17 protein-coding genes and 1 pseudogene are annotated in these 21,657 nt (G+C 53.0%); 9 read left to right on the forward strand and 9 right to left on the reverse strand.

The annotated features are described in order from the left end of the window. Positions 1 to 5: 5 nt before the first annotated feature. A complete protein-coding gene (locus K3729_17945) occupies positions 6 to 962 on the reverse strand; it encodes a glycosyltransferase family 2 protein (GenBank protein UWR01200.1) in 957 nt (318 codons plus the stop codon). Between the two features lie 112 nt (positions 963 to 1,074). Beyond that, positions 1,075 to 2,400, reverse strand: coding sequence for a polysaccharide biosynthesis/export family protein (locus tag K3729_17950; protein ID UWR01201.1), 1,326 nt, complete (start codon positions 2,398 to 2,400; stop codon positions 1,075 to 1,077). A 121-nt stretch (positions 2,401 to 2,521) separates the two neighbouring features. On the opposite strand from K3729_17950, the gene K3729_17955 reads away from it, so the two are divergent. The 3 genes from K3729_17955 to K3729_17965 are packed head-to-tail and all read left to right on the forward strand — an operon-like array spanning position 2,522 to position 5,953. Then, positions 2,522 to 3,760: a glycosyltransferase gene (locus K3729_17955; protein UWR01202.1), complete on the forward strand. Its 1,239-nt coding sequence runs from the start codon at positions 2,522 to 2,524 to the stop codon at positions 3,758 to 3,760. A gap of 59 nt (positions 3,761 to 3,819) precedes the next feature. Further along, a complete protein-coding gene (locus tag K3729_17960; protein UWR01203.1) occupies positions 3,820 to 5,016 on the forward strand; it encodes a glycosyl transferase in 1,197 nt (398 codons plus the stop codon). A 43-nt stretch (positions 5,017 to 5,059) separates the two neighbouring features. Next, positions 5,060 to 5,953, forward strand: coding sequence for a hypothetical protein (locus tag K3729_17965; GenBank protein ID UWR01204.1), 894 nt, complete (start codon positions 5,060 to 5,062; stop codon positions 5,951 to 5,953). On the opposite strand, the gene K3729_17970 is transcribed toward K3729_17965, so the two are convergent. Then, the gene (locus K3729_17970) at positions 5,950 to 7,464 is read right to left on the reverse strand and encodes an FAD-dependent oxidoreductase (protein ID UWR01205.1); all 1,515 of its coding nucleotides are present in this window, start codon (positions 7,462 to 7,464) and stop codon (positions 5,950 to 5,952) included. The two genes, K3729_17965 and K3729_17970, sit on opposite strands and share 4 nt — an antisense overlap. Continuing rightward, entirely contained in the window at positions 7,461 to 8,099 is a 639-nt protein-coding gene (locus K3729_17975) for a hypothetical protein (protein ID UWR01206.1), read from the reverse strand. The genes K3729_17970 and K3729_17975 overlap by 4 nt, the downstream gene beginning before the upstream one ends. Before the next feature lie 545 nt (positions 8,100 to 8,644). Between K3729_17975 and K3729_17980 the strand changes: the two genes are divergently transcribed. The 5 genes and pseudogenes from K3729_17980 to K3729_18000 all read left to right on the forward strand — a co-directional run bounded on the left by K3729_17980 (position 8,645) and on the right by K3729_18000 (position 15,425). Beyond that, positions 8,645 to 9,772: an O-antigen ligase family protein gene (locus K3729_17980; protein ID UWR01207.1), complete on the forward strand. Its 1,128-nt coding sequence runs from the start codon at positions 8,645 to 8,647 to the stop codon at positions 9,770 to 9,772. A gap of 150 nt (positions 9,773 to 9,922) precedes the next feature. Further along, positions 9,923 to 11,515: a GMC family oxidoreductase gene (locus K3729_17985; protein UWR01208.1), complete on the forward strand. Its 1,593-nt coding sequence runs from the start codon at positions 9,923 to 9,925 to the stop codon at positions 11,513 to 11,515. Beyond that, a complete protein-coding gene (locus K3729_17990; protein ID UWR01209.1) occupies positions 11,512 to 11,883 on the forward strand; it encodes a hypothetical protein in 372 nt (123 codons plus the stop codon). Before K3729_17985 ends, K3729_17990 begins: the two co-directional genes overlap by 4 nt. Before the next feature lie 481 nt (positions 11,884 to 12,364). Next, entirely contained in the window at positions 12,365 to 13,726 is a 1,362-nt protein-coding gene (locus K3729_17995; protein ID UWR01210.1) for an efflux transporter outer membrane subunit, read from the forward strand. A gap of 632 nt (positions 13,727 to 14,358) precedes the next feature. Further along, positions 14,359 to 15,425 (forward strand): annotated as a pseudogene (locus tag K3729_18000) (IS3 family transposase). Between the two features lie 167 nt (positions 15,426 to 15,592). On the opposite strand, the gene K3729_18005 reads toward K3729_18000, so the two are convergent. Further along, the gene (locus K3729_18005) at positions 15,593 to 16,609 is read right to left on the reverse strand and encodes a hypothetical protein (GenBank protein ID UWR01211.1); all 1,017 of its coding nucleotides are present in this window, start codon (positions 16,607 to 16,609) and stop codon (positions 15,593 to 15,595) included. Here K3729_18005 and K3729_18010 point away from each other — a divergent pair. Beyond that, a complete protein-coding gene (locus K3729_18010; GenBank protein UWR01212.1) occupies positions 16,608 to 17,144 on the forward strand; it encodes a hypothetical protein in 537 nt (178 codons plus the stop codon). The genes K3729_18005 and K3729_18010 overlap by 2 nt on opposite strands. Before the next feature lie 208 nt (positions 17,145 to 17,352). On the opposite strand, the gene K3729_18015 is transcribed toward K3729_18010, so the two are convergent. The 4 genes from K3729_18015 to K3729_18030 are packed head-to-tail and all read right to left on the reverse strand — an operon-like array spanning position 17,353 to position 21,605. Further along, the gene (locus tag K3729_18015; GenBank protein UWR01213.1) at positions 17,353 to 18,294 is read right to left on the reverse strand and encodes a hypothetical protein; all 942 of its coding nucleotides are present in this window, start codon (positions 18,292 to 18,294) and stop codon (positions 17,353 to 17,355) included. A gap of 14 nt (positions 18,295 to 18,308) precedes the next feature. Further along, on the reverse strand, positions 18,309 to 19,475 hold the full coding sequence (locus K3729_18020) for a hypothetical protein (GenBank protein UWR01122.1): 1,167 nt from the start codon (positions 19,473 to 19,475) through the stop codon (positions 18,309 to 18,311). Then, complete coding sequence (locus tag K3729_18025; GenBank protein UWR01123.1) at positions 19,472 to 20,773, reverse strand: hypothetical protein; 1,302 nt, start codon at positions 20,771 to 20,773, stop codon at positions 19,472 to 19,474. The genes K3729_18020 and K3729_18025 overlap by 4 nt, the downstream gene beginning before the upstream one ends. After that, entirely contained in the window at positions 20,766 to 21,605 is an 840-nt protein-coding gene (locus K3729_18030; protein ID UWR01124.1) for a DUF4123 domain-containing protein, read from the reverse strand. The genes K3729_18025 and K3729_18030 overlap by 8 nt, the downstream gene beginning before the upstream one ends. Between the last annotated feature and the right edge of the window lie 52 nt (positions 21,606 to 21,657).

Below are 21,657 nucleotides of genomic sequence, written 5' to 3' on the forward strand. Positions count from 1 at the left end.
ACGCTTCATGTCCGGTTTTCGTCTTCGCCATCCAAAGTGGCGGCGTTGCGAAAAGCCAGCATCACGAGAACGCCACACAACAATAAGAATATCGACGTAACACCAAAGAGCCCGGTTAACGTCATGCGCACGACCTGCGAGCCATCGGCGGTCGCACCCAGAAAGATCAACGACGTCAGTGAAAGAAGCGCAAATACCCCCCCCGAAAACGTGAACGCAGACAGTGGGCGGCGGCCAAAGTACAGTAACGACTTGATTGAAATAAGATCCAGCAAAACCTTGAATACACGCGATAATCCGTAATTGGATTCGCCGAATTGGCGGGCGTGGTGACGAACGCCAACTTGTGCAATTCGCGCACCCATCGGGATTGTCATGGCGGGAATGAACCTGTGCATGTCGGAATAGAGCGGCACTGCTTTAATGACTTCGGCGCGATAAACTTTCAGCGAACACCCGTTGTCGCGGATCGGCAATCCGGTGACTTTACCGATTAGCCAATTGGCAACTTTGGACGGTAACTTACGCGACAACGCCTTATCTTTTCGATTGATGCGCCAGCCGACGACAAGATCATATCCCTCGTGCATCTTGTTAAGCATCATCGGAATGTCTGCAGGATCGTTTTGCAGGTCGCCATCCATCGTGACCAAGAAGTGACCACGCGCGTATTCGATACCAGCGCGCATGGCCGCTGTTTGGCCAAAATTACGCCGGAACTCCAATACCGCGACCCGGTCATCATCAGCTGCAATAGCAGCGGAACGCAAACGAGTGTTATCTCGACTGCCGTCATCGACAAGCAGAATTTCGAACGCGAGACCGGTCGGTTCTAGCGCCGCGATGATCGCCGCGTGAAGCGGCCCAACGCTTTCCTCTTCGTTATGTAGAGGCACAATTACCGATACATCGGGGCGGTTTAGTACCTCTTCAGACGTCCAAAATTCGTTTACATCTAACATGATACTAGACCTTTCGCCCCTACAGACGTTCCAGCCGTTGTGGGATCGCTGCACCGCTGGCACGTGCGATCGGATGGCCGACAAATAAGCTGCCGAAACTGGTCGTTTACTACTAGTTCGATGGTAGGGCCTCCTTCTGCGACAAACTGATCTCAAGCGTATCCAGAGGGCGCAATATGACGTCTGGTGTCACTGTTTCGCTGATAAAGGCCCCACCAACATCACGTGCGATCCTGAAGACGGGTTGCGGTACGTTCGTCTCTGCTTCGTCTATGAGCGTCGCAGCTTGATTTGTAACAGCCAATACGCCGCGCTGAGTCTCTCGGCGTGACGTCAATTGGTCGATTTCAGAATTGATAGACTGCAATTGGGTCAGGTTTTCACGAATTTTGCGCTGCACCGTTTCGATCAAGTCACGCTCGACCTCTTTCAACGACTGGCTGGCACGGAAAATTTGGTTTTCGGCGTCTAAGTGCCGCGCTTCGAGCTCGAAGAGGGCGCGCTGGGAATTCAGCAAAGCGGGCGATCGGGTAAGGCCACGGTCTAACAACGATTCTAGATTTCCGACCGCATCAGCCATAATACCAACCTGAACGGCGATACCTTCCAGCTTTTGTTTCAGAACAGTTACTTCACGTTCTAGCAACGCCCGAGAAGATTCGAGCGATTCGACTTCCAACGCATGAGATTCGCGTTGTGTCTGAAAAATTTCGCGTTCGCGCACAAGGATTGCGTTTACTGCAGCAGCGCCGTCCGGATGCATTAAATTATCTGGCAATTCAAAGGATGCGTCGCCTGCTGCTTCTGCCTCTAGACGTGCCTTTCGAATGCGCAATATTGCAAGGTTAAGTTCAATCTCGCGCAGGTTTCCCACAACACGTAAGGTTTCCAATTCTAACCTGCCACCATCCACATCAGATGCCCGATAATACCCGCCGGCTTGCGCCAATAGATGCACCGCACGCATTCCGGGCCGGAATTCGTACGCGCCGGGCCGGGCAACATCACCCAAAACAAACACCGGTCGAAAAACCGCAGTTTCGATAGTGACACTTGGAAGTTCGTTCAATCCAAGGCGGTCCTTCAACGCGGCTGCGATATCATTTGAAAGGGGAGTGGCGCCTTTCCCAACGGCATCAACTCCGCCAATAATTGGCAACATCACGCGACCGTCTGTGCTGATCACATAAGTGCCGCTAACAACATCCAGATTGCGGAAAGCCAATGCCGTATTGTCCCATGTGACAACGCGTAATCTAATTTCATCCAAAGGGCCAAAATCGTAAATACTATCGCTAAGTTGTCCCGCGATTTCGGCAGAAGGTGTCGATAGCAATTCATCGGTAGACTGCGCATGCGCCGGCAGCAATTTACCGAGACAAAACAAAACAGATAGCGCAAGACATAACAGTGGCGTCATATTCACACGTGCCAGCATGGAAAATTCCAAAAATAAATTTTGCCGATACCTAAATAGCTGACAAGCTGACCAAGTTTCGGCTATTGAATAATACGACAATTAACACAAAATTAATGCGTCCGTCGAAGGATAAATGCAAATGGCGTCCCAAAAAATTACCGCGATTGTACCCACGTACAACCGAGCGGCGTTTTTATCGGAGGCGCTTGCGGCTATTTTTAATCAAACATGTCAAGTAGATGAAGTAATTGTTTGGGACGACGGATCGACTGATGAAACCGAATCCGTAGTGCGTGCTGCAAATGGTCCAATCCGGTATTTCAGGGCAGAAAACGGCGGCAAATCGCGCGCGCTCAACGCTGCAATTGCCAAAGCGACAGGTGATTTGATCTGGATTTGCGACGACGATGACATCGCTTTGCCCCATGCTGTTGAAACTTTGGTAGGACTGCTCGTGAAATACCCTGATGCGGGTGCGTCAGGGGGTGGTTATCGCCGCTTCCATACCGACCCCACATCCGGTGACCGTATTGAACAGGGTCCGGGGTACTGGCCGGACCTGTCGCAAGGATCTGTACTGCGACACCTCCTTGAAGATATTTTTCTGTTTCAAAACGCAACTTTGGTGCGACGCACGGCCTACCACGCAGTGGGTGCTTTCAAGGAAGATCTGCCGCGATCCATTGATTACGATATGATAGTCCGTCTTGCTTTGCACAAACCTGTGGTAGTGACGGATACGCCGTTGTTCTTGCAGCGCAAACACGACGGAGAAAGAGGCCCAGCAGCTGCCCGCCATTCCGCCGCACGGTCAGACGAGGTTTGGGAGGCAGCGGATCGCGCCGTGTTCAAGCCTTTCTACGACAGTATTCCGCTGTCGCGCTATGCGACAATGTATGGTGGCACGCCACAGGCAAGCCACCGCGCCGCTTTATTGCAACGGGCCTGTATCTATGGGCGTCGCACCGATTGGGGTCTGGCCTGTGCGGATTTCAAAGTTGCTGCGAACATTGCGCCAGATTGCCCGTTGTCGACCGTAGAAACAGCAATTTGCCGACGCGCCATGGCAGGCAAACATGGTATTTACCGCGCAACAACCCCCGAAATACGGGCCACATTATCCGATCTTGCACAATCAAACATTTCTGGAACAGCCATCGCAAGGGCTTTGCGTCGTGGGCTTCGCTGGCGTTTGCGGGATGCCATTCGCGCAAGGAATTTGGGGGAGGCAATGAAAATTACACAACTGGCGATCGCCTTATCCCGCGGACACAACAAATCGACCGAAACACCCATGATGTCTGCAATTGAACGAACCGATCCGTATGATGTGGCCAACGAAAAGGGCGTCCAATTAGACGCAACAGCCACGTCATGATTAATTTTAGAACGCCGTAACGCTTTGCGCGCGGTATTTGTCATGGCAAGGAGAATTCCATGACCCAGTCGCTTACAGCACCCGCCGCTGATGATGGTGAAGCTGGCCATCGGACTCGCCTGCTTTTTTTGGGGTTTGATTCATCAGAACCGTCGCACCTTCGCAGAATCCGTTCTTTTCTAGATTGTGGCCTTGATTTGCGGGCCGTGACTATGCGGCGGGACGTCGATGGTAATGATGATGGGCCTGCGGTTTTTTGGGACAATATCCACCTTGGCACAACGCACCATGCCGCCATGGGTCAGCGCCTATGCGCTATTGTACGCGCCATCGCAACCTTACCTAAACACCGCAAACAGCTTCAAAACTTTGATGTGATCGTCGCACGCAATCTCGATATGCTTGCGATCGCAGTCGCCGCTCGCACTATGATGCGACCAGCGCCACCCTTAATTTACGAATGTCTCGACATACACGGGCTCATGACGGATCAGGGGCGCAAAGGGCGCCTTGTGCGCGCGTTCGAACGCATGTTGCTAAAACGCACATCAGCGCTCATCGTGTCGTCGCCTGCGTTTGTAAATGACTATTTTAAGCCTGTGCAGGGCTGGGCAGGGCCCGTCACATTGTTAGAGAACAAGTTGTGGTTGGGGTCTAATTTCGCCGACCGCCCCGCGCCCGACAAGACCAACTTGCAGGCCAAAGAAGGACCTATCAGCATCGGGTGGGTCGGCACATTGCGCTGCGCACATAGCCTAGAAATTCTAGCGGAAACCGCACGCCGGCTTGGCGACCGGATCGAGATACATATGCACGGGATCATTCACCGTCACGCGCTACCGGATTTTGATGCGATCCTCGCCAAAACCACCAATTTACAATATCTTGGCCCCTATACATATCCGGACGGGTTGGCTGACATTTACACTAACTGCGATCTGGTCTGGAGTCAGGATCTTTGGCAACTGGGCACAAATTCCACATGGCTGCTTCCCAATCGTATCTATGAAGCCGGATACTATGGCTGCCCTTCGATCGCAGTGGCACACACAGAGACGGGGCGCCGCGTCGAGGAAGGGCTTGGTTGGACAATCCCGACACCGTCAGCCGATGATTTATGCGATCTCATAGTGAGTTTGGACCCGCAAGAAATCGCGAAAAAAAGGCAATACTTATTGGCCCGCCCAAATGCAGAGTTCCAGCAAACTTGCGCAGAAATAAGGGCCGCAGTGGAACAACCCCTCGCATCTAGTTAAGCACCATCACCCAAATTGCGACAAAAGGCACAACAAAACGGCCATGCCAAACACAATTGCGCATATTGCAGTTCATACGCTTGTCACGCGGGGCATACTGCGAGACGCCGATTTTAAATGGATCCTTGTTGGCTGCATCCTATCCGACATCCCATGGATTTTGCAGCGCATTGTTATGGGGCTCGCCATGGATATTTCGGCGATCCAACTGCGTCTATATGCGGCCATCCAAAGCAGCCTCTTTGTAACTCTGGTTCTCGCGGCTGGCCTCGCGCTCCTGTCTCGTAGGCCGCGGCGAACATTTGGGCTGCTGGCCTTCGGTGTTGTGCTACATCTGCTGCTTGATGCAACGCAGACGAAATGGGCCAACGGGGTCCTGCTGTTCGCGCCTTTCTCGTGGGATTTATTCAACCTCGGTCTTTATTGGCCGGAAAGTGTTTCGAGCATTGCAATGTCGATGACTGGCGTGGGTGTGATGGTTTTTGCGCTTGTGAAAATTCCCGCAACGCCTGGTCGTCCAGTACATCGCCCAATTACGCGACCTGCTGCATCCGCGATATTGGCTTTCATCTACCTGCTCCTGCCATTTCCGCTTATGTCATCGGCGTACAACGCCGATTTACACTACACTGCAACGCTTTCCCCGGGGTCGAACAGCCTAGGGACTGCGATAGAATTTGACCGTGCGGTTGTACAGCGCGATCATGATAATGTTGTGCAATTGCAGGCATGGACTGGTGAATGGTTCAATTTGCAAGGCGTCGTAGAAGACAGCGCAAAGGTTGTTTCGGTGCGTGGCAGTTTCATTGCGGCAGACACGGTCATAATCGAAGAAATTTTCGTTCACACACCCAGCTGGCGCGCCATATTTTCGCAATTCGGCCTCTTGTTCATCGCATTTTGGTGGATCCGTTGTATCCGACTCAAGTCAAATTAAGCCGGTTTTTTCAGGGCCTTCCGGTGCGGAAATTGCTCAGGCGATAGTCCAATTTCTAACGCAATATTCTTGAGCTGCGCGTACCGTTTAGCACCTTCCGATCCAGAAAAGGCGCCTGATTCAGCGAGAGGCATGCGGCGTTTCACCGCGTCATCCAGAGTCATAGCCATTTCGTGTTGCATGGCATGGTCCATGCGCGCAGTCAGCGCTTCAATGTCGTCAAGATCAACAGGCAGATGGGCAGCATTCGGCAGCTTCTCTGTTAGACTCTTCCGTTGCATTTCTTTGGAGGCAGGAACGCCGCCAAGCTGTAATGCCGCGACATCCATTGCGCGCGCGGCAATTGCACGCGCCGTAGTATACTTGACTCCAATGACACTAATCAAACCCGCCGCACCATCAGATGTATGATCCAGCAGCGTTCCAGCGGTCTGACGACGCACCGAGCCGGTTCTGTCATCATCCACGTCTGCGGGGATCATTCCGTCAAAAGTATGCAAAACATCCGTCGACTTCAGTTCAAGAGCGGGTGCTGCGCGATTCAGGATATCGAGGAAATCGTCAACGGCCGTGTCAGTCCCATGGCTGCATGCGGGGGCTTCGTGGGTGCCAATGATCGTCAAACCCGACCAGGGCGTCAGAAAATACATGCGCCCGCCGCGATCAACAATCGCATCCGACTTTTCCGTTCCGACAATTCCCAGTGCTCGGTCACCTATCTGACGATCAACAACGATGTTGAGCGCGCGTGCGAACGTAGGAAATCTGTCCTGGGCTTCTGGATAAATCACTTTTGACGCCAGCGATTTTGCAGATCCGCCTGTACAGGACAAAACAACACGCGCCGAAATCTTACCGGTGCCTCCGTTCGTCAGGTCTGTCACACTGGCGCCACCAACCCGTCCATCGCTGTGCGCTAGTGCGTCAACCGCCATGTAATTGGCGATGTGCACACCGTATCTTGCGGCCGCAGACAGGGCAGCGATCTGCAGCCGACCGGTATCTAACATCTGCCCATCACGCCAAACGCCACCGCCGGTAAGGTCTTTGGGTGCCAATTGCCCCAACTGTTGCCGTGCTACAGCGTCGCTGACGACACCTGCACTCCCAAAATCTGGACCGCGCAAACCCAATTCCAAAGCCTGATAAAGCATCGCAGCCGCGCGAAATACTATCGGGCCTTTGACGCCATATCCGGTTAGTGGGATTGTAAAATCTAATGGTTTTACAAGTTCTGGCGCAACATGGCGCCAGAACGCCCGCTCGCGCACCGAGGCCCGCAAACGCATAACGTCAAGATGTTGCACATAGCGAATACCGCCGTGGACGATCTTAAGCGAATTGTGCGATGCGCCCCCGCCGAAATCACTTTGTTCGACCAATGCTGTCCTGTAGCCGCGCATTCCTGCCTCGCGCGCAGCCATTGCGCCGTAGATTCCACCGCCAACGATGAGAATGTCGTATGGCGCTGTGGTAAGGGAATCGAGCGTCGCGCGTTGCAGTCCATTCATGATAAACGCAGCCGGATTTGCCGGATAAGGAACGTAAAAAAGCTGACCCTTCGGCCAATCAACTTGGGTTGAGTATCTAAGTCCCACAATGCGGAAATGATGGATTGCGCAGGACGCGCAGGGTCAATGGTGGCGGGTAAATGGAAGCCATATCGACCGACGTCGCGCCAGCAACCAGAAACAGGCAGTGGATCACTGCCAGGCAGCACAACAGCGGCTTTTGCGAAAGCAGTTGGCTGGGGAAAGCCAATAGGCCGCCCGCCATTATCACCTAGGAAAATGCCCTGCGGGAGCCCATTTTCAACCCACGCTGCTATTTTTGCACCGCGTGGCCCTATCCATTTCCCTGCACCCCAAGGCAGGATGACTGGTCGCTTTGCGGCGCGCAATGCACCGAGCACACGCTCAATGGGTTCACCGTCTAATTCCTTCTCGCGATATCCGATTGCGAGCACTTCGATTCGTTCCGCAGTGATTATTTGACGGCCCGCTAGAAGAAGTAGGGTTTGCGAAGCGGGGCCGTTCAATTGAACGACAAGTGGATCATCGGGCAGCAATGTCACAGTCCAATCGGACGGCAAGTTGCACCCTGAGATCAAATCATCAATTCCTGTTTCCAAAGGTGTTTCTGTCATAATCAGCACGCATTGCTTGTCAGACAGTCCAGCGCGACGCCCGGCCTGTGTCAAATTATTGAAGGCGGCATGCAAAAATGCGTTTCGGTCGACGCCGCTATACATATGAACGTGGCTGTCGATCAACATCGGGTACACGACAGCAAAGCAAATGAGCAAAATGACCGCATTATCACCACGCCTATACCTTCAAATAAATTTTCGCGCGGGATTAAAAACATGGTCGCGCGAACAGATAGAAAAATTTCCTGATTTAAGGTATACAACGAATATGAGCCGTGTCGCTATTTACCTTCCGGACCATTTTTTATTGAAAGCATTTTATGACGACCACACCTGGAAATTATGAAAATTCCAGAACCACTGTGCCCGAACCCCAAGGTTTGGTTCTCAGGTTTACGGTGAAACACTGTGATTCGGTGGCCATTACGCTTTGGTTTCTTGTCACGTTCATACAGTTTCGGCGTGACGAACTCTTGCTCTATCCGCTGGCACTTTATTTCGCGCTACGTGCTTGGCAAAGACGCGACGAAATGACGTGGTTGATGTCGCGTTCACTTATTATTTTGCTGTTGCCATTCTGGTGCTTGATTTCGCCGCTTTGGGCAGTGGAGCCGATGATAGCTTTCAAAACATCGATCTATCTGATGCTTACCATGGTGATCTGTTATGTCATCGTCCTCACACTGCAACCGCGACAAATTTTGTACGCCGTGCTCGCCGCGACGGGTACGGTTGCCGTGCTCAATTTGGTATATGGATTAGGAACCGGGCGAATGGTCCCCGGTCTGTTTCCGCATAAAAACATGCTCGGGACCAATATGGTGATCCTGTGGACCGTTGCGATCGCCATAACACTGGACAAAGGCGCGCTGCGCTGGATTCGCTGTTTCGGGATATCATTCGTTTTCTTAAGCCTATTTCTTATCGTTGAAAGCCAATCAGCAACTGCTCTTTTGCTCGCTATCGCAACGGGGGGCGGCGTGATTATCGCGGGGCTGGTTCTACTGGGCACATGGTTGCGCCCGTTGAGACTAGGGGCAATTTGTATCGCATTGGCGGCGTGCTTTGCGCTTGCGGCATGGGTTCTTGCTGAACCGCTGGGCGATGTTATTGGGCCAGTGCTTGACGCGCTCGGCAAAGATAGGTCGTTGACGGGTCGTACCGTTCTTTGGATGTATGCCGAAGATCAAATTCGCGAACACCCTTTTCTGGGTGTCGGATCTGGCGGTTTCTGGCGATACGATGAATCGCCTCTTGTTCGCAAAATCCATGCCGATTTTTACAAGGGCCGGAACACGACGTTCAATTTCCATAACAGCTTTTACGAAATAGCGGTCCATCAGGGCCTTATCGGACTTGGCATGACGATTCTGGCACTGACTTGGGCACTGGGATGGACGCTGCGCGGGGCGATGACGCTTGGATCAATGCCTGCGATCTTCTTTCTCAGTCAAAGTGCGGCTGTCACCACACGCATCTTTGCCGAAGCTGATTTTTACAAACCCTTTATTCTTTTCCACATGCTTCTCTGGATTGGGGGATTGTCGATAATGCGCCAAATTCGTGAACAACAACGCGAGAAAAGAATTTACGAACAAAGTCTCTCCAACACAAACGCGAGGAACAATGGATTATTCTGGTCGCGCCGCCCAAGATTAGTTGGTTGTTAGATTGAAACAGGTCGGGGTCTGGATTTCGCGCCCTTCAAATTAGCTTTTGGTCATGACCATTTGTTTCGAACCGACGTCTGACTATGCAGTTTAGATCGCGCTGGCTATTAATACAGGGCAATAAATTTTTTATGCACACAGGTTTGATTAATGATTTTAGATGCAAGACAACTTCCAGATGGTGAAGAACTTGAGACTGATATCTGTATTGTCGGTGGCGGCGTTGCGGGCATTACCCTCGCGCTTGAACTTTCTGGGACCGGTTTAGACGTTATCCTGCTGGAAAGCGGCGGTATGAACTACGATCCGGAAACGCAGTCGCTTGCCGCGGGCCCCATTTTGGGATTTCAGTACGATCCGCTTGACGACTCACGACTGCGGATGCTGGGTGGCTCTTCGAATCATTGGGCTGGAAACTGTATGCCGCTGGCGCCAATTGATTTTGAAAAACGCGATGAAATTCCGCACTCTGGCTGGCCGATAAGCTATGATGATCTCGCGCCATTTTATGAACGCGCCCAACCGTATTTTGAACTCCAAACCGAACGCCCATACGACATGGAATATTGGGCGAAAGAGATTGGGTTAGATCCAATAAAGTTCGATCCTGAAATTTTCGTCAACCTTCCGATCAACGAAAGTCCACCTACGGCATTCGGTTACACATACGAAACCGCGCTAAAACAGTCCCCCAATATATCGACGTATCTTTACGCAAATGTATTGGATGTGCTCACCAACGACACAGCAACGACCGTGAAAGAGGTGCAAGTCGCCTGTATCGACGGGCCACGGTTCCGTGTGCGCGCCACCCGTTTCGTGCTTGCGCAAGGAGGTATCGAAATTCCCAGACTAATGTTGCTATCAAATTCCACGGCCACTGCAGGCCTCGGAAACGATTACGACCTTGTCGGCAAGTTTTTCGGCGATCACGGGGCATTGCGCCCCGCACTGACGTTTTTTGCGCAAGATCAGCAAGACGATTTGGCGCTTTATGCCCAGCAGCATTTCTTTGAGGTTGGCGGTGTCCAACCTGCTGTTATCCCATCAGAAGCCTTGCAGCGTCGCGAAAAAATGCCCGGTTTCGTGTTCCACTTGTTCGAAACAAACCGATCGCCAGGTGATATGTCTCTCAGCAGGCTAATAGGTGGTTTGCGAGAGAACGAAGCGCCGCAATATCTTTCATCTGAACTGATGAATGTCCTGACCGATCTGGACGGTGCAACCAATCGGATCATTCGCAAATTCGATGCCGAAACCGATACGTTCATAGACCGGCCTTGGTTCGCGCCTTGGCTGACTTTTGAGTGTGTGCCAAATCCGGACAGTTCCGTTCATCTTGTTGCCGAAAAAGATATGTTTGGGCAGCATCGCGTCGCATTGGACTGGCAATTGACGGATATGGAAATGCAAACAGTCAAACGCGCCTCAGAACTTTTGATACATGAAATTGGTCGGCTGGGTATCGGCCGTGCATGGACCGAAGTTTTGAGGGATGATTACACTTGGCCCGCATACGTCGGACGCGGCAAACACCATTGCGGGACCACACGCATGTCTGCTGATCCAAAAACAGGCGTTGTGGACGCAGACTGCCGCGTCCATGGCATGTCAAACTTGTATATATGCAGCTGTTCAGTGTTTCCGACGATGGGCTACGCGAACCCGACACTGACCATCGGGGCATTGGCGATCAGGATGGCCGACTATTTCAAGGATGCCGCTGCGGAGGGCAGATTATGACATCGACCCACAGCCTGCTCAATCGTCGCGGATTTATCTGCGGGCTCGCTGGTTTTGCGCTGAACGGTCAGGGCGCATCAGCAGAAATGATCGACATGGAGCCCAATAACTACGTAGGTCCAGCATCCAAAATCGGAAAGGTAATCATACGCGCGGGGGTCGTCGAAACGAACGCATATGACCTGCGCAGCGCCTTGAAGATCAGCAACGAGCAACCGCAAAACCTGATCTGTCGCCGTTGGATGCAGGAAATCCGAAACGACTTCGCGAACGCCGACACAGTTTACGTAGACGGCTGGACCCTCAGCCGGACAGAAGCGCGCCTGTATGCGCTGGCGTCACTTCCAGCAACAGAGTGGTATAGTTAAGTGACCAGAATAATTGTCATTGTAGTAACCGTTATACTGCTAAGCATTCTTGTCCGATTTTTTGTGCCGGCCAGTTTTTATACCGCCACTGCGATTTTCTGTATCCTTGGTCTGTTGATCATCATTCGTCTAATGCGACGTGGATCGCGTGACGACCGCTGAACGTTTTAACACGATCACGACGAACAAACGATCTTGCTGTAGACTAACGGCGGAACGACTTTGGGCGTTTGCTTCAGCGTATTCGTGTTCAAGACGGTTGATGATTGCATCGACAGTGCCTCCGTTTGAAATGACCTGCGCACAATCGCGCTCGGACGCCACAATTCCGCCGTAGTTCTGACGCTTTTTGCCCGCTTTTCCTCAAATTGTGCCAAAAAATCACACCTTTGCCGGGAAATTTACGCAGTACCAGAGCTAATTTTTTGTGTTTGGGCGTCTGTGCCTTAGCGTTGAATGTAATAATTACAGGCATTTTTTTATGAATCGTTTCGTATTGCCGCTGATTTGCGGTACAGCACTTGCTGGGTGCGAACGCTTGGGACCAGAGTATCAGGCCCCGGCGATTGAACTACGCAACAATTTTGTCAACGCGGCTCCTGCGACGCTGGAAAACGCGGCAGATCTGGCATGGTGGGATCGTTTGAATGACCCATTACTGACGGGCCTGATTGCCCGAGGATCATCTCAAAACCTTGATGTGCGCACTGCAATTGAACGCAGCAACGCCGCAGAAGCGGCCCTTGGCCGTGTGGGTTTGAACGCGCAGCTCACCGGCGGGGTCGAGGCGGCCGTCACACGGCAGAATTTCGATGATGGGCCCACGACGCTGTCCAACTCACGTGCCAGCGGCAGCTACGTTGTTGATCTGTTTGGAGAAAATGAAAACCGCCAGACACAAGCGCAAGCAAACCTTGGTGCGGCACAAGCGAACGTCGACGCGGTCCGGCTTGCCTATCTCGCGGATATCACTAACGCCTATCTTCAGGCACGCTATCATCAAGAAGCTGCTGCAATCTCACGTATGACAGTGCGTAGCCGCAGACAGACATTGCGACAGATCACGCAAAGACGCGATGTCGGGGACGCGACAGAATTGGACGTCCAACGCGCGCGGTCTGAGCTCGCCACTTCCGAGGCGACGCTTCCGACGAGGTCCGCGCAATTTGAAACGAGCGTCTTTCGCATCGCCACGCTTTTGGCAGAACCTGCACAACCGATAATGACCAAAATGCAGGCCGCCGCGTTCCAGCCGCGCCCTCATGGCACCAGTCCGGTGGGGCATCCCGCTGATCTAATCCGGAACCGGCCTGATATCCGAGTCGCCGAACAAGACCTGATCGCGGCTACCGCCGCCATCGGCATCGCAGAGGCGCAATTGCTGCCGTCGATATCATTAAGCGGCACCCTGTCAGCAGGGGCGACAGACGGATGGAGCTTTGGACCAAAGCTCAGCATTCCAATTTTGAACCGTGGCGCCTTAGAGGCCAACCAACAGATCGCGGAATCGCAAGCGCGCACCGCCGAACTTACATGGCGCGCAACAGTGCTCAAGGCGGTCGAAGAGGTGCAGATCGCGCTTAGTCTCTCACAGAATTTACAACAAAAGGTGACCTATCTGGAACACGCGCGCGACGCGTCAAAGGCAGTCGTGGACCTGAGCAGGCGGAGCTACCAAAGCGGCGTTGTCCCATTCACGGACGTGCTAAACGCCGAACGCCAACATGCCGAAAATCAATTGGCAGCGGCGGATGCGCTAAGAGAATACGCAGTCTCTTGGATGGATTTGCAAATCGCAACGGGGCAGGGGGCATCAGCTGTTGCCGCAATGACAACGCAATAATAACGGCGTCTCATGGCGTTCCGAAATGGCGCGCAGGCCGTTCCTGCGAGTGGTCTGTATCAGTCGTCAGAACGCCGGCGTGAAAGGGCGCGAACTTTGGGTTGGTCAGTGCTAACCGGGCTCAACTGGGTAGATTTACACTCGGTTTTCAGGCTTGAAACTGAATCTTTGCCCGCAGATGTGAAAATCCAAGCGTCCAACAGAATTACTGGCGCACTCAAAATCCAAGCACCTGTCACCCAAATCAGAAGGGATGCGTCAAAATAAAGCCCTAATGCGATAGATAAAGCGATCAATCCGCCAAGAATGCCAAGTGATCGCACAAAACGCATATATTCTTGTCTCTATCATTGTAGGTTCCAGCCCAGTCGCCAGATCCTGCGGCTTTATCGCCAAAAACCTTTATTGGTTAGGAACGTAGCGCTACAGGGATGTTTGCCAAGATGCAACTGCGTCAACATAATAGTCTAGGCGGTTTCGACGGAATTTTCCCGACAAAGTGCCTGTCCAACGCGCATCACCGCAGATATCCAATACGGCAGACATCGTAGGGTGAGTTAGGTCCTGACCTGCCCCCCGAAATCTCCCTCATTTTAATGTAGAGTTTGCCCAGCCTTCGAAGGAGCAAACAAATGCGACAGAGGCGCTTTACCGAAGCCCCGATGATTGGAATGATGCAAAGAGCAAGCAGCTGGGATGCCGACGGCAGTGGTGTGTCGCAGGCATGGCCTCAGCCGCGCGTCATTCTACAAGTTCAAAGCCAAATACGGCGGTATGAACGTGTCTGATACCCACCGCCTTAAATCGCTGGAAGGCGAGAACGCTAAGCTGAAGCGTCTGCTGGCCGACACAATGTTGGATAATGTTGTCCTGAAAGATCTGCTGGGAAAGAACTGACGACGCCGAATGTGCGATGGGCTGCAGTACTCAGGGCGATGCAGGAACATGATAACTCACAACGTCGTGCGTGTAGGCTTGTCGGTGTCGATCCGAAGACCGTCGAGCGCGACCGGCCACCGGACAATCCAAAAGTTCGCGAAGAGATGAATGCGATTGCCAGCAAGCGGCGTCGGTTCGGTTATCGCCGGATCGGCGTGCTGTTAGAGCGCAAGGGAATGATCATGAACCACGAAAACTGTACCGCATCGTCACCGAGGAAAAGCTGGGCGTCAGGCGGCGAAGAGGTCGCAAGCATGCGCGTAGATCACGAACACCCATGCCGGAGGCTTTGCGACCTAGTGAGCGTTGGTCGTTAGATTTTGTGTCTGACACGTTTGGCGCGTGCCGTAAGTGCCGCATGTTGGCAGTGAACGACGATTGCTGCCGCGAGAACCTGTGCTTGGTGGCCGACACCAGCATCTCTGGTGCGCGGGTGGCACGGGAGCTGGATGCGCTTGTGCGTGTCTATGGGAAGCCGGCTTGTATTGTCACTGATAACGGCACGGAGTTCACCAGTCGCGCGACCCTAAAGTGAGCCGGTGATAACGGCGTTGATTGGCATTACATCGAGCCCGGAAAGCCCCAGCAGAACGGATTTATCGAAAGCTTGAATGGCAGCCTGCGGGATGAGCTGCTGAACGAGGAGATATTCGACACATTGGATGATGCCCGCCGCAAACTGTCCCTTTGGCGATACGACTACAACAACTTCAGACCACACTCATCGCTGGGAAACCAAACACCGGCTGAAGCGCGCTGAGCGCTTGAACAATTTGAGGGCTCCGCGCACGACGCGCTTGCCCAAACAGACGACGGAGAATATGAAATCCAGACCTGCAAACTCTACATTAAAATGAGGGAGCCTCGGGGGGCAGTTCACAGCTGCGATTTTAACCTTGGGGAATTCAGCGCAATTGCCACAAACGCTCATTTAGCAGGCCTTTGCCGCGGAGTGGGGGCCGTGTGAGTCCAAATCAACGTGCCATGTGAGATGGCTGGCCCGATAAATTCTTCACCACTGTGGAGTTGATCAGGTCGCATTTGCCACCCGCCGTAGACATCAGACACGCGGTTCTCCAATAACCCGGCCAAACTCGCAGACGGGGCGACACCGCTGGTTGCGATGATCGCGTCCAAAATGGTTTGTCTGCGCCAAACCGCATGAAGATCATCGGTTTGGGTCGAACCCGCTTTGGCTGAGAGGCTGCGTTCAAAATCATCATAGATCGTCTGGATTTGATCGGCTGGTTGCCCCGCAAAATGACCCGCATGCGCAATCCGGAACAGGATTTCACTACTGACGATACCTGACGCAGAAAAGGCATAGGTGTCGTAGAAGCTGCGCGCATTGGTACCTTGTGGTGTCTTTGCCTCGCGCCAGGGATCAGCGCCGAAGTCCAACAGCATGAGCATGCCTTCCAGGTTATCCGGGGAATGTAGCAAGGCCAAGTGGCCGCTGTTGTCTCTGAAATATTGGGCGTCGGGGTCGCCGCCGTTTTCGAGATAGAGCTGCAAGAACGGGATACTGGGCGTGTAGTCCGCGAAAGGAACGGCGCGACGGCCTTGCCTCATATCAAGCGCATTAAAGACCATCAAATCGCGTGCATATCGCACATTAGCGCCTGCAGCGACGAGGGCTTGGGCGGCCGGAAAGTTTTCTTGCAAAAGCGTATCGTTTAACAGGATAGATGAGGCGCGGTCAGGAGGGCCGTAGGCCGTGTTCAAGGCATCGTTGCCTACAGAATCTAGCAAGGTTTTGGCAGGCACCTGACCGGCGTGAATGTCGGCCGCAATTTTTTGAACTTCAAGGGAAGCGTTTGGATAGGCGGCCTGAATTTCTGATGGGATCGACATCGCTTGCCTGTCCTGTGCAGAAAAAGAATAGACAATGGCTAACGCTACTGCGCACCCAATAATGCCTGCGATGATGAGGCGACGCATCATGCTAGGTAATCTTGACCTTATCGGCCAAGAGCTCGGCCAGATCGCTCGCGACGTTGAAAATCTTTTTGCCGTTCACTCGGATATTTCCATCGCTTGTCATTGTCAGTTGAGTAGGTCCGCAGGTGAGACGGATTTCTTGATCGGCCTCGATGTGAATATTCTTCTTGGCGAAAAGATCGTAAGAGGTCCCGACATTCGTCGATTTGCGTTCACCGACTTATTCAGAGTGCGACTCACCTACCGTTTGCACCTTACTGCGTTCGACCGAGACCGTGAGGTTACCTTGTCCGCGCGGCCCCTCGCCTGGTCGTCCAATTTGGTTTGCGCGGGGTCCCAGTGGAAGTGCACCACGATCCCGCCGTATTCGTCGCAATCGATTTCGCCTTCGCCAACCATGACCGCCGTTTGCGGGCCTTGCACGGTGCCGTGGGTTTTGTCCGCGATCTTGGTTAACGCACAAGCGTGCGACGTCTTTGCCGGGACCTTGTGCGAGGTGATCGGTCTTGGCCAATGCTTCGATGCGGGAAGTGAATAACTCGTTGAGATGTTCTTCTCCGTCAAAGCGTAACAGGTTAAACACATCCTGCCCAAGAATTGTGGACAACGAACCCATACGGTCATTTTGCTTGAAGATGGCGTTCATGTCGCTGATCAATCCCAGCACTTCGTTACCAGCACCACAATAGGAGATGATCCTCGATTGGCAACTATTGGTTGATAACCTTGCGCAAAACACGCGTCGGTTAGGCGAAACGGTTAAGGTACCCGTCGACGACCGCGGCGCGGGCAGGGTCGTAGGATGGGATCCCGCCCAACGTGCTGGATCGCAACATGTCACGGCTGGTAAATGCGGGGGCGAGGTAGGCGTAGGCGTCTTTGTAGGCCGTGATGTCTTCGTTCGCGTCAACGTCGCCCCAGATCGGGGCGGGACCTGCGGTGACGATCCGCATGTTGGACAGGTCTTCGATGGTTAAGCTCGGGGCAGGGGCGGCGGTGATGCGATCTGTAAACATATGACCGACGTAGGTGCGCCAGCCGAGTTCGGTGATGCCCGCTTGGTAGGGGCCTTTGTTCTGTTCCCAAACCTTGTTCCATTGCGTACAAGCTGGATTGCCCATCCATTCGCCCAATGTAGCAGTATGGAAGCGGGTCGATACGTTGGGCAGATTTCTATCAGCCAATCCGCTGATCGGGGATTTGAAGAACCCAAACCCTTGATATCCCGCCATCAATTTGGCCGATCGCAAGGCGTGATCGCTGGCCTGCGCAAAGGTATCGCGGTTGGGATGATCGTGCGGAACTGCAATGTCGATCACGATGAAGGTCGGATAAACCTGCGTGATGCTGAGGAAAGGCACTGCTGGTTTCCCGATCGCATTCGTGTCGGGACCATACAGACGCATTCCGGTATGGGTATTGAAACCGTTCGCGATCACCTCTCTCATCCGCTTCAATTTCGTGGCTGTGGGTTTCACCAGTTTCGGCGTCCACCGTGATTTACCGGACGTCGCGGCATAAGCGACGTCGGGACCGAAGTTGTCCAAGAACGCCTCGAACAGATCAGACGCGCAGGTCTTGTTCGCATCATCCGACAAAGCCCCATCTAGCGCCGCACAAACGCGCAACGCAGGCATCGCGATGGGAGTTGGCGTCGTCAGGTGGTGGGAAAAGAGGGTGATGGTCATGTCTGTGCGATCGGTCAACGCTGCGCATATCCAGCTCTAGTTTCAAGTTCTTCTACCAAATTGCAAATACTGAGTAGACCTTTCATGGCCCCACCAGCTTCACGTGGTTGCGTATAATGGCGATCCCATGCGCGTGTAGAATGATAGCCTGCATAGCTGAATGGTTCATCGACAAGGCGTTCCAATCCCCAAGCAAGCCGTTCCTGGCGAACTGGGTCAACTAGTAAATCGCCTCCGAATTCGGGTGGACCGAGGGCCGCATAAAGCCCCTCAAAGACGACCTGTGATTGCGTGGGGGTATATTGGCGTTTCGGTGTCTCTAAATTGGAAAAGCACTCTCCCACTTGGTTTGCTCTGATGGCCGCGTATTGGCTTTGGAAGTTCATATGCAATTCCAAGTTGAATTTGCGATCCGACCAAGGCGTATCAGACGGTATGCTGAGATCTGTGTGTGTAGTCAGCTCCGCTCGGACGAGTGTGCCATCCGGTTGAATCCAAGCTCCTAAAACTGGTCGCCCAATCATCTCCAGGGCCTGAATGTTGTCGGATGTGTAGGCATCCGTGGTTTGGTCTATGTAAGTTTCAACGATGTCACGGCGCGAGATGTTGCCTGCGGGATCAAATATCGCCTGATGCGGACAAGGGGTGGTGACCTTTACATCGGGAAAGCGGTTTTTGTAGCAATGCCCTTTGAAGGGGATCCATTCAAAGCCATCCAGCAAATCTATGATCTCAAGGATAGGAGCAATATCTTCTTGCGGCGTCGTCGCAACAGCATTCGACATGTCCGTCATGTCGGGACGTTTATTTGGCGTGACCGCTGCGAAGTTATAGTAACGTAGATCAAATTCTTGAACGATAGATCCAGATACATACAGATCGCCGTAGATTGGGAAATATGGAATGGTCGCCGTTTCTTCCCCATCGCGCAGCCGGATCAACGTGTAGCCATCGCGTTCATTCATGAATGATGTCAGCAGAATTTGAGCGTAGGTATCATAGGGTGACAAAAAGAGGTCATCCAACGCATAAGTCGACTTATCAAGATTTTCAGCCAGATGTGTTTTCAGATCGACGTCAAGAACCGGTATGTCGCGGGTCGTATTCGCCCAAGCAAAACCAGCTACACCAGCAATCAAAATGCCGGTTGTCACGGCGATGGTCTTAGCCTTGTGAATCATCCAGCGCTCCTGATGCGGCCCAAATCTGCGTATAGAAGTTGTTGCAGGTCGGGCGGCCCGTCTATCATGTCGTGGTCGGGACCAGCACTTTCGAACAGGGTCTGCGGTTGATATGCAGGCCAATTAAACTCATTCTGTTCGGCCTTGACCCAGTGGAGAACAACCTCTTGGAACCAAGGGGTGCGAACATTTGGGTTTGTGAAGTCTTCGCCATGATCCTCTGGTTTGAACGAGTACATCAAGGGTTGTTCTCGGAACGGCACACCGCGCTGCGTCAGAAAGTGAGCTTCTTTAGAGAACGAGAATTGTGCCCGAATGCCGTTAAACCGCGGCGATGTTCCGTAGCCAGAGCTGCCGCCTAGCTGAACGGACTCCAATGCGTTCATGAAATTCTTGAAGTCAGAATTGGACCCCAGTGATGACGCTACATGACCCGGCACCGCAGGGCCAAGTGTATACATAAAGTTTTGCAAAATATTGCGTTGTTCGTGGTCAACGATTTTCATGCTTCCGGGAATATCTCCGGCAGCGAGAGCCCGCAGTCCTGCTCGCAGATAGCCACCTTCTTCCGATCCAAAACTGCCATTTGGTGCAAAAGTATGGTGGTCGTGCGCGTGGTTGGCACGCACGTATTCCACAAACCGTTCAAAGCACTCCATAAACTCGTCAACGCGACCGTCACGGAAGTAGTTGAAGCGTTGTTCGTGCATTTGGCAGAACCATAGAACTGCCCCCAAGTCGGTATAGATTGAGAGGTTTCCGTAGACGAGCCGTCGTAGGCCTGCACGTGTTGCTTCGTATCCGACGCCTGTCATGACGCTGGCAACCAGTTCTTGAAAATCGAGCGTCGGACCTGCCCAATCAGGCGAAATTTCTGTCCCGTCGGGCATGATGAGGTCCGCCGGGCCGCGTTGCCTGGTGCTTCCCCAAGCCTCAAGCGTTTCAGCTGCAAGATCTAAGGCGTAGCCAATGTGTGTTGACCCAAAAGCCGCCCCACCTGCAAATTTTAGCCGCTTCGCTTCGCCCAAAGGCTGAAGATAAATCTTTGCGTAATCCGCTGAAATAGCCATGTTTCGACGTCGAAATGACCGGAAGTCCTCGACCCGGCAGACGTCGTCGTAGCACATATCTTTAACGCGCATGACCTTGGCCATGACCTGTGCGAACAGCAACTCGCACTCGCATTCGTGGCATCCAGCAGCGACAATTCCGCCTGCAGGTGTTTGGGCGGAAAACGGGTTCGTACCCCCGCCGCCAGTGTCAGCTTGTTGGTAGACCGGTTGAGGAAAACTAAACATGGCCGTACCTATTCTTGCGTGCCTCTTCGTGGACTACACTTAACACGTGTCCTAAATTTGGCGTGTTCGCCATATCATAACGGGTTTCGGCGGGTTCGCCAAATAGCCAGCTTGCAGCGACGTAGTCGGCAATTGATTGTTCATCTGTTAACCCCAGAACCGAGCGGGCCCGCAAAATACCTTGGTATGCGATCTCGTCCATTTCATGACGGGGCGGGGCGTGTTGATAGTCTTGCGTGATCCAAGTGCTGAGACGCGTCGCGAACTGACGCAGCGATACATCGCCCAGTGCGGCGATATCCGCATCGCGCAGCGCGAAAGCCGTTTGTGGCAGATCTTTTTGCAGTATTTGTGCCGGAAAGACCGTTGCTGTCTTTTGAGAAGGGTCACAAGTTAAAAACGGTCCGATACTCAGTAAGCGCGCGATCGTAGTCGGGTCGCCGTTATGCAACAAACCAGTGAGATAGGGAGCCTCCCAAAAGCGGAAATAATACCACTTCCCTTTTGGGTCTCGGACTTTGGTGAATTTGCGAAAATGTGCCCAGATGACGTCAAATTGCGCGTCTGAGCGCAGGTAGATGCCCTGTACCATATCCCACAAGTGCCACGGAGCATCGGACGCCGTAAACAAGTTACGCGTGAAGTCGTTGTCGCCTTTAATTTGGATCAGCCACGGGGCCACGTCTTTATATTCATCATAAGCCGCCCCTTTGAACAGGCAACGATGTGGCAATCCGGAACCTACCAGCATTTCGGCCAAGTTGGTGACCTTGGCCGCGTCGATGATGGCGTAAGTAGGGATATCTGCAGGTTCTAGCAGTGGACGTAACAAAGCGTCGGGAACCGTTTTCGGGGCCACTGCCCCAAATTGGGTTTCAAGCGGG

The organism is Rhodobacteraceae bacterium S2214 (genome assembly GCA_025141675.1).
Lineage (GTDB): Bacteria > Pseudomonadota > Alphaproteobacteria > Rhodobacterales > Rhodobacteraceae > Yoonia.